Source organism: Nocardia sp. CA-136227 (genome assembly GCF_050955695.1).
Taxonomy (GTDB): Bacteria; Actinomycetota; Actinomycetes; order Mycobacteriales; family Mycobacteriaceae; genus Nocardia.
In genome coordinates this window covers 3,559,002-3,574,644 of the sequence record NZ_CP192081.1, presented here as the reverse complement: position 1 = coordinate 3,574,644, position 15,643 = coordinate 3,559,002, and the positions used below count along the sequence as shown (strand labels likewise).

Sequence of the window (15,643 nt, the reverse complement as noted above, 5' to 3'; positions counted from 1 at the left end):
CACAAGGGGGTTCGCGCCGAATCCCGATTCTCCGGGCGGTCGAGACAGGAACCTTCACGGTACGCCCGGCGACGCGGCGCTAGGGCGAGTCGCGCAGCGTGTATCCGACTCCGCGGACCGTGTGAATCAGTGGCGGATGGTCGGTATCGATCTTGCGCCGCAGCTGACTGACGAACGTCTCGACCACCCGGTCGGCTCGCCCTTCCTCGGCCTGCCATACGCGGTCGAGGATCTGCCGCTTGCTCACCACCTTGCCCGCGTTGAGCATCAGGTACTGCAGCAGCTTGAATTCGGTGGCGGACAGCCAGATCAGTTCACCGCCCCGGAACACCCGGTGGGTGTCGGCGTCGAGTTCCAGATCGGCGAAGCGCAGCCGGTCGGGCCCCTCGTCGTCGGCCGGTTTCGTGCGGCGCAGGATGGCGTGCAGCCGCAGCACGACTTCTTCGAGGCTGAACGGTTTGCTCACGTAGTCGTCGCCGCCGGCGCTGAGTCCGGCGATGCGGTCCTCGACGGCGTCGCGGGCGGTGAGGAACAGCACCGGCACCTCGCTGCCCGCGGCGCGCAGCCTGCGGGCGACGGTGAAACCGTCGAGGTCGGGCAGCATGACGTCGAGGATCATGACGTCGGGCGGCCGCCGGGTCGCCGCCTCCAGCGCGCCCCGTCCGCTGTCGGCGGAGCTGACGTCGAACCCGCTCAGCCGCAGCGCGGAACAGAGCAGGTCGAGAATGTACGGCTCGTCGTCGACGACCAGCACGGTCGCCGCCGGGGTCGCGGCGCGATCGCTCACGATGGTCACCCTAGGCGCTCCCGCACCGGATTCGTGCGCGCACTCGCGCCGCTCTGTGTCATACCGGCCATCCTCGGGGCCGGGCCCACCGGGCAAGCTCGGCGTCAGCTGGGCGTTTCCTGTGAACCGGCGGCCTCGGTTCCGCACCGGTCCGAGAGCGGGAACACGATGCGGAAGAGTGTGCCCGCCCCGGGCCGGGTGAGCAGTTCGATCCGCGCGCCGTGCGCGGTCAGCACGGCGGCCACGATGGCCAGGCCCAGCCCGGAACCACCTGCGCGCGAACGGGATTCGTCGACCCGATAGAAGCGGTCGAAGACGTGTCCGGCCTGTTCGAGGGGGATACCGGGGCCGGTGTCGGACACCTCCGCGATCACCGCCGGACCGCCCGCCCGCAGGTCGGCCCCGGCCGCGGCGACCACTCCGGCCGCGTCCGGCACGGTGCCCGTGGCGATCCCGACGTCGATCTCGGCCGTGGCGGGCGTGTGCACGAGCCCGTTGCCGACCAGGTTGGTCAGCACCTGCCGCAGCCGATGCTCGTCCCCGACCACGTGCACGGCGCCGTCGGGAAGCCGCAGCCGCACAACGCGTTCCGGCTGCCGGGCCAGCGCGTCGCGCACGATGTCCCCGGCCATGGCCGACAGGTTCACGTCGGTCAGGTCCAGCGGGCGTTGCTCATCCAGTCGCGCGAGCAGCAGCAGGTCCTCGACCAGCAGTCCCATGCGCGCGGCCTCGTTCTCGATGCGCCGCATCATGGTCGCGACCTGGCCGGGATTGGCCGCCCCGCCCATCCGGTACAGCTCGGCGTACCCGCGGATCGAGGTGAGCGGGGTACGCAGTTCGTGCGAGGCGTCGGCCACGAACAGCCGCATCCGCGCCTCGGATTCCCCGAGCCGGCGCATGCTGGTCGACAACCGTTCGAGCATCACATTGAACGCGGCGCCCAGCCGCCCGACCTCGGTGTGATCGTCGGTGTGCTCGACCCGCCGATCCAGATCCCCGGCCGCGATGGCCTCGGCGGTGTGCTCGATCCGGGAGAGCGGCCGCAGCCCGACCCGGACCACCCAGGTCGCCACGGCGGCCATCACCAGCATCAGCACCACACCGGAGACCAATTCGATGGTCCGCAATTCCCGGGCGGTCGCGTAGTAGCCGTCCAGCGGCATCACCACGGCCGCCGTCGCGCCCTGCGGCTGCACCCGGCTCGGCGGCTGCACCACCGTCCGCACCCGCCAGGGCGACCCGTGCGAGTCGTTCACCTCGAAGACCCGGTCACCGCGCGCGGCGACCGCCGCCTTGTCCATCGCGGGCAGCGACAACTCGACACCGCCGACACCGATCTGCCCCGACGGCGCGCCGGTGCTGTCGAAGAACAGGATCTGGAAGGTCGAAGGCAGTCCCTTCACCGGTTCGTCGGGCCGCGGCGGCGGGGGCGGACGGCTCTCGGTGGCCAGATCCCCCACGACCCCGTTCAACTGCCCATCGATGCGCGCCAATTCGGAGCGGCCGAGCATCGCCAGGGTGAGCACCCCGAACGTCGCCAGCCCCGCCGTGGCGATCACCAGCACCGACACCAGCAGCCGGGTCCGCAGCGTCCACCGCCGCAGCCGGGGGAAACGACGTCCCGTGTAGGCCCCGGCGGACGGTGAGGCGACCGCTCGATCACGCACGACCCCACCTAAACACAGCCCGTCGACGGCCCACGCCGATCTCCCTTCCGCCGCGCCGCCGCGCGAACCGCCCCGACGCTAGACGCCGAACCTCAGGCGAACTCGAGAGTCCGGGTCGCCCCGGCCTGCCGGGCACTCGGTCGTGGTCCACACCGCGCTCCCAGCGGACTCCCAGATTCGGACGCCATTCGCCCCGAGCCGCGGCGAACAGGATCGGTTGCGACGACCGCGCCGCGATCACGGTGTCGCGGTGAGCGAAGGGACGGGATATGACATCGACAGCGTGGCGGCCGGAGGTGGCCGCGGCGGACCGACCGGCCGGGGGCGACGCCGGGCGGGGTGAAACACGGCTTGCCCGGGTGGTTTTCGGGCCGACCGGCCAACCCCGCTGGGCGCGACCGGGGCTGCTCGGACTGCTCGTGGTGACCGCGGTGCTCTACCTGTGGGATCTGACGAACTCGGGCTGGGCAAACGAGTACTACTCGGCGGCCGCCCAAGCGGGGTCGCAGAGTTGGAAGGCGTTGTTGTTCGGGTCGTTCGACGCCGGGAACGCCATCACAGTGGACAAGCCGCCCGCGGCGCTGTGGGTGATGGGATTGTCCGGGAAGCTGCTCGGATTCAGCCAGTTGTCGGTGCTGCTGCCGCAGGCGCTCATGGGTGTCGCGTCGGTTGGGCTGCTGGCGGCGACCGTGCGGCGGCTGAGCGGGCCGGGTGCGGGGTTGCTTGCCGGGGCCATTGCCGCGCTGACGCCCGTGGCCGTCTTGATCTTCCGGTTCAACAATCCGGATGCCTTGTTGGTGCTGTTGCTCGTCGCGGCCGCGTACTGCACGGTGCGCGCCATGCAGGCCACGGGCGACCGGGTGTGGTCCGCGCCGACCGGCTGGCTGATGCTCGCGGGTGTCGCGGTGGGATTCGGCTTCCTCACCAAGATGATGCAGGCGTTCCTGATCCTGCCCGGGCTGGGTCTGGCCTTCCTCATCGCCGCGAACAGCCCACTGCGGCAGCGGATCCGGGCGCTGGTCCTGGCCTGCGTAGCGGTCGTGGCATCGGCGGGGTGGTACATCGCCCTCGTGGATCTGTGGCCCGCGGAGTCGCGGCCGTTCATCGGCGGCTCCACCGACAACAGCCTGTGGCAGCTGGCGGTCGGCTACAACGGTCTGGGCCGGATCTTCGGCGGCAGCGGCAATATGGGCTCCGGCGGCCCCGGCGGGGGCGACGCACCCGAGGGCATGGGCGGATTCGCCGGGTTCAGTGGATCGCCCGGCCTCACCCGGCTTTTCAACAGCGCCATGGGCGGCGAGATCTCCTGGCTGCTCCCGGCCGCCCTGCTCGGGCTGGCCGCCGGACTCTGGCTCACCCGCCGTGCACCGCGCACCGACCCGACCCGGGCGGCCTTCGTCCTGTGGGGTGGCTGGCTGCTGGTCACCGGCCTGACCTTCTCCTACATGGGCGGCACGGTGCACCCGTATTACACTGTGGCGCTGGCTCCGGCGATCGGTGCGCTGGTCGCGCTGTCGGTGCGTGAATTGTGGTCGCGCAGAGCCCATCCCGCCGCCCGATCGACCCTGGCGGTGATGGCGGCAGGTACCGGGGCGTGGTCCTTCGCCCTGCTGAACCGCACCCCGGACTGGATGCCGTGGCTGCGCTGGACGGTGCTGGCCGGTTCGATCCTGGTGGCGCTGACCGTGATCGCCGGCACCCGGGAATCCCGCCGGTACGCCGCCGTCCTGGCCCTGGCGGGCGTGCTGTTCGGCCTCGGCGGCGCGAGCGCCTGGGCGATCTCGACCGCGGCCCATCCGCACAGTGGCGGCAATCCGCTGTCCGGATCGACCAGTCAGAGTTTCGGCCCGGGCGGTATGCCCGGCGGCGGCGAGCGACCCACGCCACCGGACGGTACGAGTGGCTCCGCCCCCGAAGGGATTCCGACCGCTCAGAATGATGGGAGCCGCACCCAGCAAGGGGGCGAGACCCCGGGACAGCAAGGTGGAAGCGGCTCGCAGGACGGCGGGAACGGCCCGAGCTTCTCATCCTCGACCGATACCGAGCTGGTGACCTTGCTCGAGCAGAGCGACGCTCGCTGGGCGGCCGCGACGGTCGGGTCGGGTTCGGCCGCGGGCCTTGCCCTGAACTCCGGCAAGTCGGTCATGGCGATCGGTGGTTTCACCGGTGGCGACGACTCCCCCACCCTGGCGCGGTTCCAGACCTACGTTTCCGAGGGCCAGGTCCGCTACTTCGTCGAGGGTGGAATGGCCATGGGCGGAAACGCCGATTCGAGCGGCTCGCAGATCGCCGCCTGGGTGAAGTCCCACTTCACCGCGATCACCGTCGGCGCAAGCACCGTGTACGACCTGTCCCGGCCGGTCACCGCGTGAGGGCCGATCGGACGCGCGGGCTGCGGCCGGGTCCCGCGGTCGAGCTCTACTTCGCCTCGGCCGCGAACAATCTCGCCGCCGCGGCCCGCACCCTGGAGGAGATCCGTCTCGACGCGGCCGACCCGCACGCGCTGCGGGTCCGGCTCTCGGCGTTCGAGCGGGTCAGCCGTCAGCTCACCGAGCAGTTGGTGCGCCTGCTCGTGGCCGGGCAGTTCGCGGTGCCCGACCGCACCGAGCTCTATCGGGTCGGCAGCCTGATCGACTACGCGGTCGATCGTCTGGAATCGGTGGGGCGGATGATCGAGATCCACTGTCTCACCGTCTTCCCCGACGAGGTGCTGCACCTGATCCGCCTCGGCGCCGACGCGGCGTGGGTGACGGCGCAGGGCCTCACCCTGGTCCGCCACCCGGTGGCGCTGCCACCGTATTGGCTGGAATTGCATCGGATCTCGGACGACGCGGATCACGCGCTGACCCGCCTCCGCGCCCGCCCGGACCGCGCGACGTGTCCCGCGGCGCTGAGCGACATCGGCTCCGAGCTCGCCGATCTCACTCACCTGCTGGCCGATTCGGCCCGCACCATGCGGGGCGTGACCGACCGCTGGAACAGCGTCCAGGGATCGGCCTGAGCCCGACGATCAGATCAACGCCTTGTGCACCCGCAGCCGACGGCGCACGTTGGCCATCATGCTGCGGGTGCCCGCGTTGCGAATGAACCGGGGAATGAAGCGGTTCACGAAGCCCACGAACACGAACAGGTGCTCGAAGCGGCGCTGGTCGGCGTCGGACCAGCTCACGCCGAGCTGCTCGCGGAAGTACGGGGGCAGGTAGCCGACGGTGAGGAAGCGCAGCAGACCGCCGAAGATCACCCGCAGATACCAGTGGATCATGCGCAGGTGCAGCAGGTCGTCGATGAAGGCGCGGATCTTCTCGTCGGCCGACACCTGCTCGCACGCCCGCACCCAGTACTCGTCGAATTCGGCGCGGGTGCCGGGCCACATCTCCTCGGTGACCTGGAGGGTGGTGCCCAGGGGCGCGGAGGTGGAGTAGAACGCCTCGGCCTGTTCGGGATTCATCTTCCCGTTGAGCAGCTGATACGAGTCCTCGAAGCCGATATAGAGGCAGGCCGCGACCCACAGTTGCAGGTCGCGGTCGAAGGCGTTGTACCGGACCGCGGCCCCGGGTTCGGACTTCACCTGGCGGTGGGCGACATTGACCGCCTCCCGGAAGGCGACCTTCTCCTCGGGCGTGCCGAGGATGGCGACCGCGAGGTAGGACGCGGTGGTGCGCAACCGTTTCCACGGGTGCACCATGAGCGCCCCGGAGTGCACCTTGCTGTCGGCCACGCCGTGCCCGACGCCGGGCCGCGCCATCTGCATGGCGACATTGGCGGCCGCGCCGGAGAACTGCCAGAAGTCCAGCGCGTCCTCGAGTTTCGGCGGGCGTTTGGTGTCGGCGCGGTGCACGCCGGGGATGTGGATGCGGGTCTGTTCGAGGGTGAGGGTGGCGTCGCCGGCCGGCTGCGGTGCCGCGATGGTCATGGATCTCCTTCGATCGGGCGCGGGCTATGTTACCGAGGATTCCGCAGCGCGTTCGCGGATTCAAGAGGGGAATCGTAAGTAACTTAATCCCACCCGTGTTACCGCATTACCCCAGCGTGAGACGGTGCATCGCCCCAATCTCATCCCCGAAGAAGATCTCCCGATTCTCTTCCATTCGCGAGAATGATGAGTAACATACGTCGCTGCGGCAGCTCGTGCACAGAGGCGCGGGTCGGGGACGTGAGAGGACGTTCGCAAGATGCTGAAACGGTTGGATCGCATACTGAGCTACGAGATGAAGGTGTCCGAATTCCTCGGGACGCTGATCATTCTGGCCATTCCCTACGGGCTGGTGGGGGTGGTGTGGACGCTCACCCACACCGCACATCTGAAGCAGTTGCACGGCCTCGACGTGATCATCTCGTTCCTCGGGTCGATCGTGTGCTGGCCGGTGCTCACCTTCTCGAATGTGTGCATGACGTAGATGATGGTTCTGGTCTGGCTCATCGACATCCTGGTAATCGGGATCAAGATTCTCGGTGGGCGTATGAAAGTGAATCCCGTTCTGCGCATGGGCCTGTGGGTGGCCGTGCTGTGCACCGCGGCCGCCGGTCTCTCGGTGGCCGGTTATCTGCTGGTGCTGTTGCAGCGCTACCTCGAGGACATGGCCTGATGACGACACTCGAAAAGTCCTCCGGCGCACCGGAACCCTCCGAGCTGGAGCGCATGGGCCGCAGTGCCCGGCAATTGTGGCGTGATCATCCGCAGCGGTCCCTGGAAACCCTGGGCCGGCAGGTCGATCTGGGCCGCGACGCGCTGCGTCAGCTGGTGGTTTCGATCCTGTCGCGGCGGTTTCCGTACCGCGAGTTCATCAAGCAGTGCGCCTTCATGACGAGCGTCTCGGCCGCGCCGACGGTGCTGGTGGCCATCCCGATCGCGGTGGTGGTGTCGATCCAGGTGGGCGCGTTGGTGAATCAGGTCGGCGCGACCACCTTCATCGGCGCGGTGGCCGGCCTCGGCATCATCCGCCAGGGCGCGCCGCTGGTCACCTCGCTCATGATCGCGGGCGCGGTCGGCTCGGCCATCACCGCCGACCTGGGCTCACGCACGATCCGCGAGGAGATCGACGCCATGATGGTGATGGGCGTGGATCCGGTGCGGCGGCTGGTCGCGCCGCGGCTGGCGGCGGCGGTGCTGGTGAGCATGCTGCTGTGCGGGTTCATCGTGTTCGTGGGCTTCGCGACGGCCTACATGTTCAACGTCTACGCCCAGTCGGGGACGCCGGGCTCGTTCATCGGCTCGTTCGCGTCCTTCGCGGTGGCCAACGACCTGGTGATCGCGGTGCTCAAGGCCGCCATCTTCGGGCTGCTGACCGCGGTGATCGCCTGCGATATCGGCCTGCACGCGCACGGCGGCCCGGGCGGGGTGGCCAATGCGGTGAACTCGGCGGTGGTGAGCTCGGCGCTGATGCTGTTCGCCACCAATATCGCGCTCACCCAGCTCTACAACACGCTGCTGCCGACGAAGGTGGTGTGAGATGGGCAGTCCCTACACTCCCCCGGCGCTCAAACCCGTTCGCCTGGCCGCGAACGTGGTGTCGGTGCCGGTGCAGGCCAATCAGCGCCTGGGGCATCAGGTCATCACCTTCTTCCAGGCCCTGATCGCGATTCCGTTCGTGCTCAAGCACTATCGCCAGGAGGTGCTGCGCCTCACCGCCGACGTCGGCTGGGGCAACGGCTCCCTGGTGGTGGGCGGCGGCACCATCGGCGTGGTGGTGGCTTTGTGCGGGTTCGGCGGCATCACCGTCGGCATGGAGTCGTTCACCGCGTTGAACCTGCTCACCATGAGCCCGCTCACGGGCGCGATCTCCGGTTTCGCGACCACCCGCGAGCTGGCCCCGATCATCGCGACCCTGGCGTTCGCGATCCAGGCCGGGTGCCGGTTCACCGCGCAACTGGGCGCCATGCGCATCTCCGAGGAGATCGACGCGCTGGAATCCATTGCCATCCGCCCGCTTCCGTACCTGATCAGCACCCGCATGATCGCCTCCACCCTGACCATCATCCCGCTCTACAGCGTGGGCCTGGCGGTGGCGTACCTGGCGACCAAGCTGTCGGTGCTGATCCTGGGCGGCACCACCGCCGGCACCTACGACCACTACTTCTTCCAGTTCCTGCTGGGACCGGACGTGTTCTGGTCGCTGCTCAAGGTCATGGTGTTCGTGATGATCTCGACGTTCATCCAGTGCTACTACGGCTTCGTCGCCACCGGCGGGCCCGAGGGCGTCGGCGTGGCGGCCGGGCGCGCCATCAAGATGGTCATCGTCGTCATGGTCTTCGTCAATCTCTTTCTGACCCTTGCGATCTGGGGCATCGACCCCGGCTTCCGCATCTCGGGATAGGTGTATCGATGATTCTCGATCCCAGCGGGCGGGGCCCCACGGCCCGCCACCTCACGCTGGCCGGACTCGCGCTGCTCACCACGGTGGCGCTGCTGCTGTATCTGCTGGCGCTGCGCTACAACGGCCGCTTCGAGGACAAGGTGCCGGTCACCGCGGCCCTCACCAGCACCGGTGACGGGCTGCCCGCCCACGCCGACGTGAAGTTCCGCGGCATGATCGTCGGCCGTGTCGAGGACGTGACCGTGGTGGCCAAGGGCGAACGGCAGGAGGCCGCCATTGCGCTCGAGCCGTTGGTGGCGAACACGATTCCGGCGAATGTGGCGGCGCGGGTGATCCCGAACAATATCTTCGGGGTGACCGCGGTCGAACTGGTCGACACCACGCCCACCAAGGACACGCTGCGCGCGGGCGCCACCATCCCGGAGGACACCAGCACCGCGACGGTCCAGTTGCAGAGCACCCTCAATGTGCTGCGCACCGTGCTGAACAATATTCAGCCCGAGAAGCTGGGCCGGGTGCTGTCGACGCTGGCGGCGGCGCTGGATCCGTCGGCGCGGGTGCCCGGGTCCACGGTGGAGCGGCTCGACCGCTGGGTCACCGAGGTGCGCGGCATCGAGGGCGTCGGCGATCTGCTCGGCAATCTGGGCCGGGCGGCGACCGCGTTGAGCGAGTCCGCCCCGGATCTGGTGGGGACCCTGGCCAAGTCGGTGACCACCGCGCGCACCCTCACCGAGCAGCGGACGGCGCTGGTCAGCCTGCTGACCAATGGCGGCAGCGCAGTGGACACGGTGAACGGGCTCTTCGCCCGCAATCCCGATTCCGGCAAGTTCCTGGTGTCGGGCCTGAACCAGCTCTTCGGCAGCCTCGCCCAGGACCCGCAGGCCATCCCGTTCGCCATCGCCAATCTCAATACCGCCCTGCAGCGGTTGCAGGGTGTCTTCACCTTCGGGCCCAAGAAGCAGATGGTGTGGCGGATGGACGTGACGTTCACGCCGTTCCAGCAGTACACGGCGGCGGACTGCCCCCGCTACGGGGAGCTCGCGGGACCGCGCTGCGGCGGTTCGACAGTGCCGGATACCGCTCCGGCGCAACAGTTCCCACAGCAGCAGCTGCCCACCTGGCTCAATGCCGCCGGTCCCGCGCCGACACCGACGACCACGCCGGCGATTCCGGGCCTGCCGAGTCTGCCTGCCATTCCGGGTCTTCCGTCGATTCCGGGCCTGCCCGCGATTCCCGGGCTCACGGCGCCGGCGAGCGCCACCCAGCCCGCACCCGAGGCCGTTCAGCCCGCCGGTTTGCGCGGCAGCGACGCCGTCGCCGCGATCGTCGGCCACCGGCCGGACGCGGCCCAGCTGCTGTTGCTGACTCCCCTGCTCGCGGGCGGCGCCCTGGTGCCGGCCGAGACGGGAGGCGCGTCGTGAAGTCCGGAAAAGCCTTGGCGGGCTTCGGCCTGTTCGCCGCGGTCGCGATCCTGCTCACCTACACGATGTGGTCCACCCTGCAACGCACGGTGCCCGGCTCCACCAACTCCTACTCCGCCGTGTTCTCCGATGTCCTGGGCCTGCGGGTCGGGGACGACATCCGGATGGCGGGCGTGCGGGTCGGCCGGGTCGACAAGATCGACTTCACCGACGGTTACCGCGCCCGGGTGGACTTCCGCATCGAGGCCAAGCAGCATCCGACGACCTCGACGAAAGCCCTGGTGCGCTACCAGAACCTGATCGGCCAGCGCTATATCGCGCTGCTGCCCGGGAAGGACGCGGGCGCGGCAATGCCCGCAGGCGGTCAGATCCCGATCGAGCGGACCGAGCCATCCTTCGACGTCTCCTCCCTGCTGTCCGGGTTCGAGCCGCTGTTCAGCGTGCTGCAACCCGATCAGGTGAACTCGCTGTCGGAGACCCTGATCCAGGCGTTGCAAGGAAACGGCGTCTCGTTGAGCGCCCTGGTGACGCAGGCCGCGCAGCTGGCCGGGACCTTCGGGCAGCGCGACGAGATCCTGGGCCAGGTGGTCGGCAATCTCAGCAGCGTCGTGTCCGGCCTGGCCCACCGCAGCAATGAGCTCGAAACCCTGATCACCCAAGCGCGAGCGCTCACCGACGCGCTCTACGCGCAGGGCGGCACGCTGAAATCGTCCGTGGAACGCGTCGCGACGGCGACGGATTCACTGGTGGGCATCCTCACCCAGGTGAAGCCGGGCGCGGCCCGCGCCCAGACCGACGCCTCCGCCGGTGTCGCGTTGCTGCTGCTCAATGGCGCGTCACTGGACAAGGCGGCCGTCGAGTTGCCCGACGTCCTCAATGGCGTCGCGCGGTTCAGCAGCTACGGCGCCTACGGCAACGCGTACCTGTGCAGCCTCGACGTCTCCCTGTGGGGCGTGCTGCTGCCGCCGGGCCTGTTCAACCAGATCGGCGGCCAATCACATTCGGAGGTATGCCGATGAGGCGGATTCGCTACCCGGGCTTCCTGGCCAACCGGCCGCTGCGGCTGGGTCTGTACGCGTCCGGATTCGTGGTGGCCCTCCTCGCCGGGTCCACCCTGATCGAGCAGGCGCACGTGGGCGACAAGACCATTCACGCCGAATTCGCCCAGGCCGCCGGATTGCGTCCGGGGGCGACGGTGGACGTCTCCGGCATCGAGGTCGGTCAGGTCAGCACCGTGAAGCTGGACAACGGCAAGGTGCTGGTGGACATGAAGGTGCAGCGCGAGATCAAGCTCGGCGACGATGCCCGCGCCGCCATCAAGATGTCCACCATCCTGGGCCGCCTGCACGTGGAGCTCACCCCCGGCAGCGGGCGGACCATGTCCGGCGACCGGATCAAGCTCGACCACACCTCGGTGCCCTACAACCTGGGCAAGGTCGTGCAGGATCCGCAGTACAAGAACGCTTTCGACCGCGTCGAGAAGCTGGATCCGCAGAAACTGCGCAACGCCCTGGACCTGGTGGACCAGCAGATGGGCAATTCCCCCGAGCTGACCGTCAAGGCCCTCGACAGTGTCGGTGCGCTCGCCAAGGTGATCAATGACCGTCGCGACGAGGTGGACACCCTGCTCCAGGGTATGGACACCGTCTCGCAGCTGGCCTCGGACAACCAGAACAGCGTGCTCATGCTGCTGACCCGTGGCGAGGCCATCGGCAGCGCGGTCCAGAAGCGGCAGGCGCTGCTCAAGCAGTTGCTCGACAATGTCGCCGCGCTGTCGAAGCTGTTGCAGCAGATGGGACTCGAGAACAACAACCAGCTCGGTCCGCTCATCACCGACCTGAACACCATGTCGGAGGGCCTGGACAAGAACAAGGACAACCTGGCCCGGCTGTACCAGATCATGCCGGTGACCTTGCGGCAGTTCAACAATGTGCTCGGCGACGGGCCGTACGGAAACGTGTACGCGCCGTGGCTGTTCCCGGACAACTGGCTGTGCTTCGCGCAGGCCGTGCAGGGGTGCAAGTGATGCAAATACGCAGACGATTCCGGTTGGCCGCGGTGTGCGGCGCGCTGCTGCTCACCTCGGCGTGCGGGCTGCTGCCCGATTCGATCGGCTCGCTGCCCAAGGAGTATCTGGGCGCGCGCATGAAGGTCACCGCGGATTTCGAGAGCGTCGCGGGCCTGTACGCGGGCAATGAGGTGGCGGTGCTGGGGGTTCCGATCGGGACCGTCGAAACCGTCACGCCCAAGGGCAGTTACGTCCAGGTCACCATGTCGCTGGACAAGGACGTCAAGATTCCCGCGGATGCCATTGCGGCGCTGGTGAATCCACAGTTGATCACGAATCGTCACGTGGAGTTGGCTCCGGCCTACACCGGCGACGGCCCGACCCTCGCCGACGGGGCCTATATTCCGTTGCAGCGCACCCGCGTTCCGGTCGAGCTGGATCGGATCCTGGCCACCTTCTCCCAGCTCGGCGATGCACTCGAGGGCGACAACACCACCGGTCCGATGGCCAGCCGGGTGCTGTTCCCGCTGCTCAACGGCAATGGCGACAAGCTGCGCCAGACCCTGGACCAGCTGTCGGGCGCGTTCGAGGTGACCTTCGCCAACAAGGACCAGATCTCCAACACCATCGTCAAACTCAATGACATCACCCAGGTGATCGCCGCCAACGATCAGACGGTCCGCGATTTCAGCGCCCGGCTCACCGAACTGGTGAACCTGATGGGCGAGCAGGCCCCCGGCATCGACGCGGTGCTGCGCCAGCTCGACGACTTCGTCACCAATACCGCGACCCTGGTGGGGCAGAACAAGGATCAGCTGGCCGGGGCGCTGACCCGCTTCGTGGCCATCTCCGATCAGATGCGCGCGAATGCCCGCGGCCTCACCGAGATCGTGGACGTCGGGCCGCTCATGTTCCAGAACCTGGCCAATGCCACCAGCACCGAACACCAGGCGCTGCGACTGCACGGCCTGCTGGACAAGTCGGTGCTCGACGGCGAGATCCTGTCCGCCTTCTGCGAGCGCATCCAGATGCGGCTGGACGGCTGCCGCACCGGCAAGGTGGCCGACTTCGGACCCGACTTCGGCATCACCGCCGCACTACTGGGGATCACGAACCTGAAATGACACTACGCACAACGGCTCTCGGCGGGGTCCTGACCGCCGCCACGCTGCTCACCGCCACCGGGTGCGCGGTCACCGTGGACAGCCTCCCCATGCCCAAACCCGGTCTGGGCGCGCCCGGCTACACCGTGCACGCGTCCTTCGCCGACGCGCTGAACCTGCCCGACCACGCGCACGTCAAGATCGGCGGCACCGATATCGGGGTGGTCACCAAGATCGAGACCACCAACTTCCTGGCCGATGTGCGCATGCTGATCCGCGAGGACATCCGGCTGCCGCGCGGCACCACGGTCGAACTGCGCCAGGCCACCCCGCTCGGCGACATGTTCGTGGCCATGACGCTGCCGTCGGCCGCGGACGCCGGGGAGCCGCTGCGCGACGGCGAAACCATCGGCACCGACCACACCGCGGCGGGCGCCTCGGTGGAGCAGCTCATGATGTCGATCTCGCTGCTGCTCAACGGCGGCGGCATCAATCAGGCCGCCAAGATCACCGGCGAGATGAACTCCATGTTCGGCGGACGCGCGCCCGAACTGTCGCATCTGATCACCGAGATGACCGCCGCCATCGGCGCGCTCAACGCCCGCACCGGCGATATCGACTCCGTTCTCGGCGGGTTGAACTCGCTCTCGGGTGAGCTGGCCCGGCGCAAGGAGCAACTCGGCGCGGCCGCGGACACCTTCCCGGCGCTGATCGGGCTGCTGACGGAGAACAATCAGCAGATCGTGGACCTGCTGTCCAAGGTGGCCACCACCACCGACGCGCTCGGCGACTTCGCCACCACCACCGGCGGCGATTTCGTGGGGCTGTTCAACAGCATTCAGGCCCTGATGTCCGGCTTCGCGCAGAGCGATCAGCTGACCGGGGCGCTGGACGGGCTGCACGCCATCTATCCGTCGCTGATGGCCAGCCTGCGCGGTCCCGCGCTGGCGGTGGCGGCGACGGTGTCGTACCTGAGCGTGGGCGCGCTGACCGATCCGCACGGCAGCCGCTGGCCGGAACTCGGTGACGCCGGGCAGTTCATCGGCAGCCTGACCCAGGTGCTGGAGAAGGTGTTCGGGCGGCTCACGAGCCCGCCGCGACCGCCCGGCGTGCAGCCGGGCCGGCCCGAGACCCAGCCGGTACTGCCGGAGCAGGGAGGGGATCGATGAATCCGCCACTGTGGCAATGGGTGGTCCAGCGCCGGATCGCCATCGCCAATCTCGGGCTGATCGTGGTGTTGGTCCTCGGGTCGGGCTATATCGGCGGCTACGTGCTGCGGTTCAACCCGATTCCGCACACCTACAAGGTGACCGTGGAACTCGTGTCGTCGGGCGGGCTGCTGCCCGGCAACGACGTCACGTTCCGGGGCAGCCGCGTCGGCAAGGTCAGTGATGTGCACGTCGCCGGAGACGGGGTGGCCGCGGTCGCCGAGATCGACGACAGCGCCCGGATTCCGCTCGGCGGGACCGTGGCGGTGGGGCGGCTCTCGGCGGCCGGGGAACAGTATCTGGACTTCCGGCCCGACTCCGACACCGGGCCCTACCTGCACGACGGGTCGCTGGTGGAGCGGGCGCGGACCAGCGTGCCGGTGCAGATCCAGTCGGTGTTCAGCAATCTCGGCGATCTCGTCGGCGGCATGAACCCGGATCGGCTCACCGTGATCGTCGACGAGCTCGACAAGGCCCTCGCCGGCGGACCGGATCGCTTGCGCAACATGATCTCCGGCCTGAGCCGGGCCATGGCGGGCCTGACCGACCTGCTGCCGCAGACCCGGCAGCTGATCGAGAATCTCGAGGTCATCGCCGGAACCACCCAGCACGCGCAGCCCGACCTGGGCACCCTCACCAAGGCGGGCAGCGTGCTGTTCGACCAGTTCGCCTCCGCCGACCAGGAATTGCGCAAACTGCTCCAGCAGGGACCCGGCCAGCTGGCCACCCTGAACGGGTTCATCTCCGAAACCCAGGACCCCATCACGAATCTGGTGACCAACTTCGTCGCCGTCACCCGCGCGGCCAAGCTGCGCGCACCCGCCATCGCCGCGCTGTTCCCGGCCCTGCGCGCCGGATCGCAGGCGCTCGGCGTGCCCGCGCACGACGGCGCGTACAACACGCTGGTCGATCCGTGGCCGCGGCCCAGCTGCGACTACCAGACCATCCCGGTGGTGCCGACCAATGTCCAGGCCGACAACCGGGTGCGGCTCTACAACTACTGCGTCACCAGCGATCCGGCCCTGCAGGTCCGCGGGTCGGCCAACGCGCCGCGACCCGACGTGCCCGACAACGGGGCCACCACACCGCCGGGGGCCACCGGCAACGAAATGTCCCAGCCTGTCCCCCGTTAGGA

Annotated in this window: 15 protein-coding genes; 12 read left to right on the top strand and 3 right to left on the bottom strand. The window is 68.7% G+C overall.

The window, feature by feature from the left end; translation table 11 throughout:
• Positions 1 to 79 precede the first annotated feature (79 nt).
• Together ACQP06_RS16395 and ACQP06_RS16390 are read right to left on the bottom strand one after the other, a co-directional pair.
• Positions 80 to 787 carry a response regulator transcription factor gene (locus ACQP06_RS16395; RefSeq protein WP_433672988.1) on the bottom strand — a complete coding sequence of 236 codons (708 nt, stop codon included), beginning with the start codon at positions 785 to 787 and terminating at the stop codon, positions 80 to 82.
• A gap of 104 nt (positions 788 to 891) precedes the next feature.
• Complete coding sequence (locus tag ACQP06_RS16390; protein ID WP_433672987.1) at positions 892 to 2,454, bottom strand: sensor histidine kinase; 1,563 nt, start codon at positions 2,452 to 2,454, stop codon at positions 892 to 894.
• A 269-nt stretch (positions 2,455 to 2,723) separates the two neighbouring features.
• Here ACQP06_RS16390 and ACQP06_RS16385 point away from each other — a divergent pair, with 269 nt between their 5' ends.
• Together ACQP06_RS16385 and ACQP06_RS16380 are read left to right on the top strand one after the other, a co-directional pair.
• Entirely contained in the window at positions 2,724 to 4,826 is a 2,103-nt protein-coding gene (locus ACQP06_RS16385; RefSeq protein WP_433672986.1) for an ArnT family glycosyltransferase, read from the top strand.
• Positions 4,823 to 5,455, top strand: coding sequence for a hypothetical protein (locus ACQP06_RS16380; RefSeq protein WP_433672985.1), 633 nt, complete (start codon positions 4,823 to 4,825; stop codon positions 5,453 to 5,455). The genes ACQP06_RS16385 and ACQP06_RS16380 overlap by 4 nt, the downstream gene beginning before the upstream one ends.
• Before the next feature lie 9 nt (positions 5,456 to 5,464).
• Here ACQP06_RS16380 and ACQP06_RS16375 read toward each other — a convergent pair whose 3' ends face one another.
• Complete coding sequence (locus ACQP06_RS16375; protein ID WP_433672984.1) at positions 5,465 to 6,367, bottom strand: oxygenase MpaB family protein; 903 nt, start codon at positions 6,365 to 6,367, stop codon at positions 5,465 to 5,467.
• Between the two features lie 259 nt (positions 6,368 to 6,626).
• On the opposite strand from ACQP06_RS16375, the gene ACQP06_RS16370 reads away from it, so the two are divergent.
• The 10 genes from ACQP06_RS16370 to ACQP06_RS16325 are packed head-to-tail and all read left to right on the top strand — an operon-like array spanning position 6,627 to position 15,641.
• Complete coding sequence (locus ACQP06_RS16370; protein WP_357287836.1) at positions 6,627 to 6,851, top strand: hypothetical protein; 225 nt, start codon at positions 6,627 to 6,629, stop codon at positions 6,849 to 6,851.
• The gene (locus ACQP06_RS16365; protein WP_433672983.1) at positions 6,852 to 7,040 is read left to right on the top strand and encodes a hypothetical protein; all 189 of its coding nucleotides are present in this window, start codon (positions 6,852 to 6,854) and stop codon (positions 7,038 to 7,040) included.
• A complete protein-coding gene (locus ACQP06_RS16360; protein WP_433672982.1) occupies positions 7,040 to 7,903 on the top strand; it encodes an MlaE family ABC transporter permease in 864 nt (287 codons plus the stop codon). Before ACQP06_RS16365 ends, ACQP06_RS16360 begins: the two co-directional genes overlap by 1 nt.
• Before the next feature lies 1 nt (position 7,904).
• Positions 7,905 to 8,768, top strand: a complete 864-nt coding sequence (locus ACQP06_RS16355) for an ABC transporter permease (RefSeq protein WP_433672981.1) — start codon at positions 7,905 to 7,907, stop codon at positions 8,766 to 8,768.
• Between the two features lie 8 nt (positions 8,769 to 8,776).
• A complete protein-coding gene (locus tag ACQP06_RS16350) occupies positions 8,777 to 10,189 on the top strand; it encodes an MlaD family protein (protein WP_433672980.1) in 1,413 nt (470 codons plus the stop codon).
• Complete coding sequence (locus ACQP06_RS16345; RefSeq protein WP_433672979.1) at positions 10,186 to 11,208, top strand: MlaD family protein; 1,023 nt, start codon at positions 10,186 to 10,188, stop codon at positions 11,206 to 11,208. The genes ACQP06_RS16350 and ACQP06_RS16345 overlap by 4 nt, the downstream gene beginning before the upstream one ends.
• Positions 11,205 to 12,215: an MlaD family protein gene (locus ACQP06_RS16340; RefSeq protein WP_433672978.1), complete on the top strand. Its 1,011-nt coding sequence runs from the start codon at positions 11,205 to 11,207 to the stop codon at positions 12,213 to 12,215. Before ACQP06_RS16345 ends, ACQP06_RS16340 begins: the two co-directional genes overlap by 4 nt.
• Positions 12,215 to 13,321, top strand: a complete 1,107-nt coding sequence (locus ACQP06_RS16335) for an MCE family protein (RefSeq protein ID WP_433672977.1) — start codon at positions 12,215 to 12,217, stop codon at positions 13,319 to 13,321. The genes ACQP06_RS16340 and ACQP06_RS16335 overlap by 1 nt, the downstream gene beginning before the upstream one ends.
• Complete coding sequence (locus tag ACQP06_RS16330; protein WP_433672976.1) at positions 13,318 to 14,469, top strand: MCE family protein; 1,152 nt, start codon at positions 13,318 to 13,320, stop codon at positions 14,467 to 14,469. The genes ACQP06_RS16335 and ACQP06_RS16330 overlap by 4 nt, the downstream gene beginning before the upstream one ends.
• The gene (locus ACQP06_RS16325; protein ID WP_433672975.1) at positions 14,466 to 15,641 is read left to right on the top strand and encodes an MCE family protein; all 1,176 of its coding nucleotides are present in this window, start codon (positions 14,466 to 14,468) and stop codon (positions 15,639 to 15,641) included. The genes ACQP06_RS16330 and ACQP06_RS16325 overlap by 4 nt, the downstream gene beginning before the upstream one ends.
• Positions 15,642 to 15,643 lie beyond the last annotated feature (2 nt).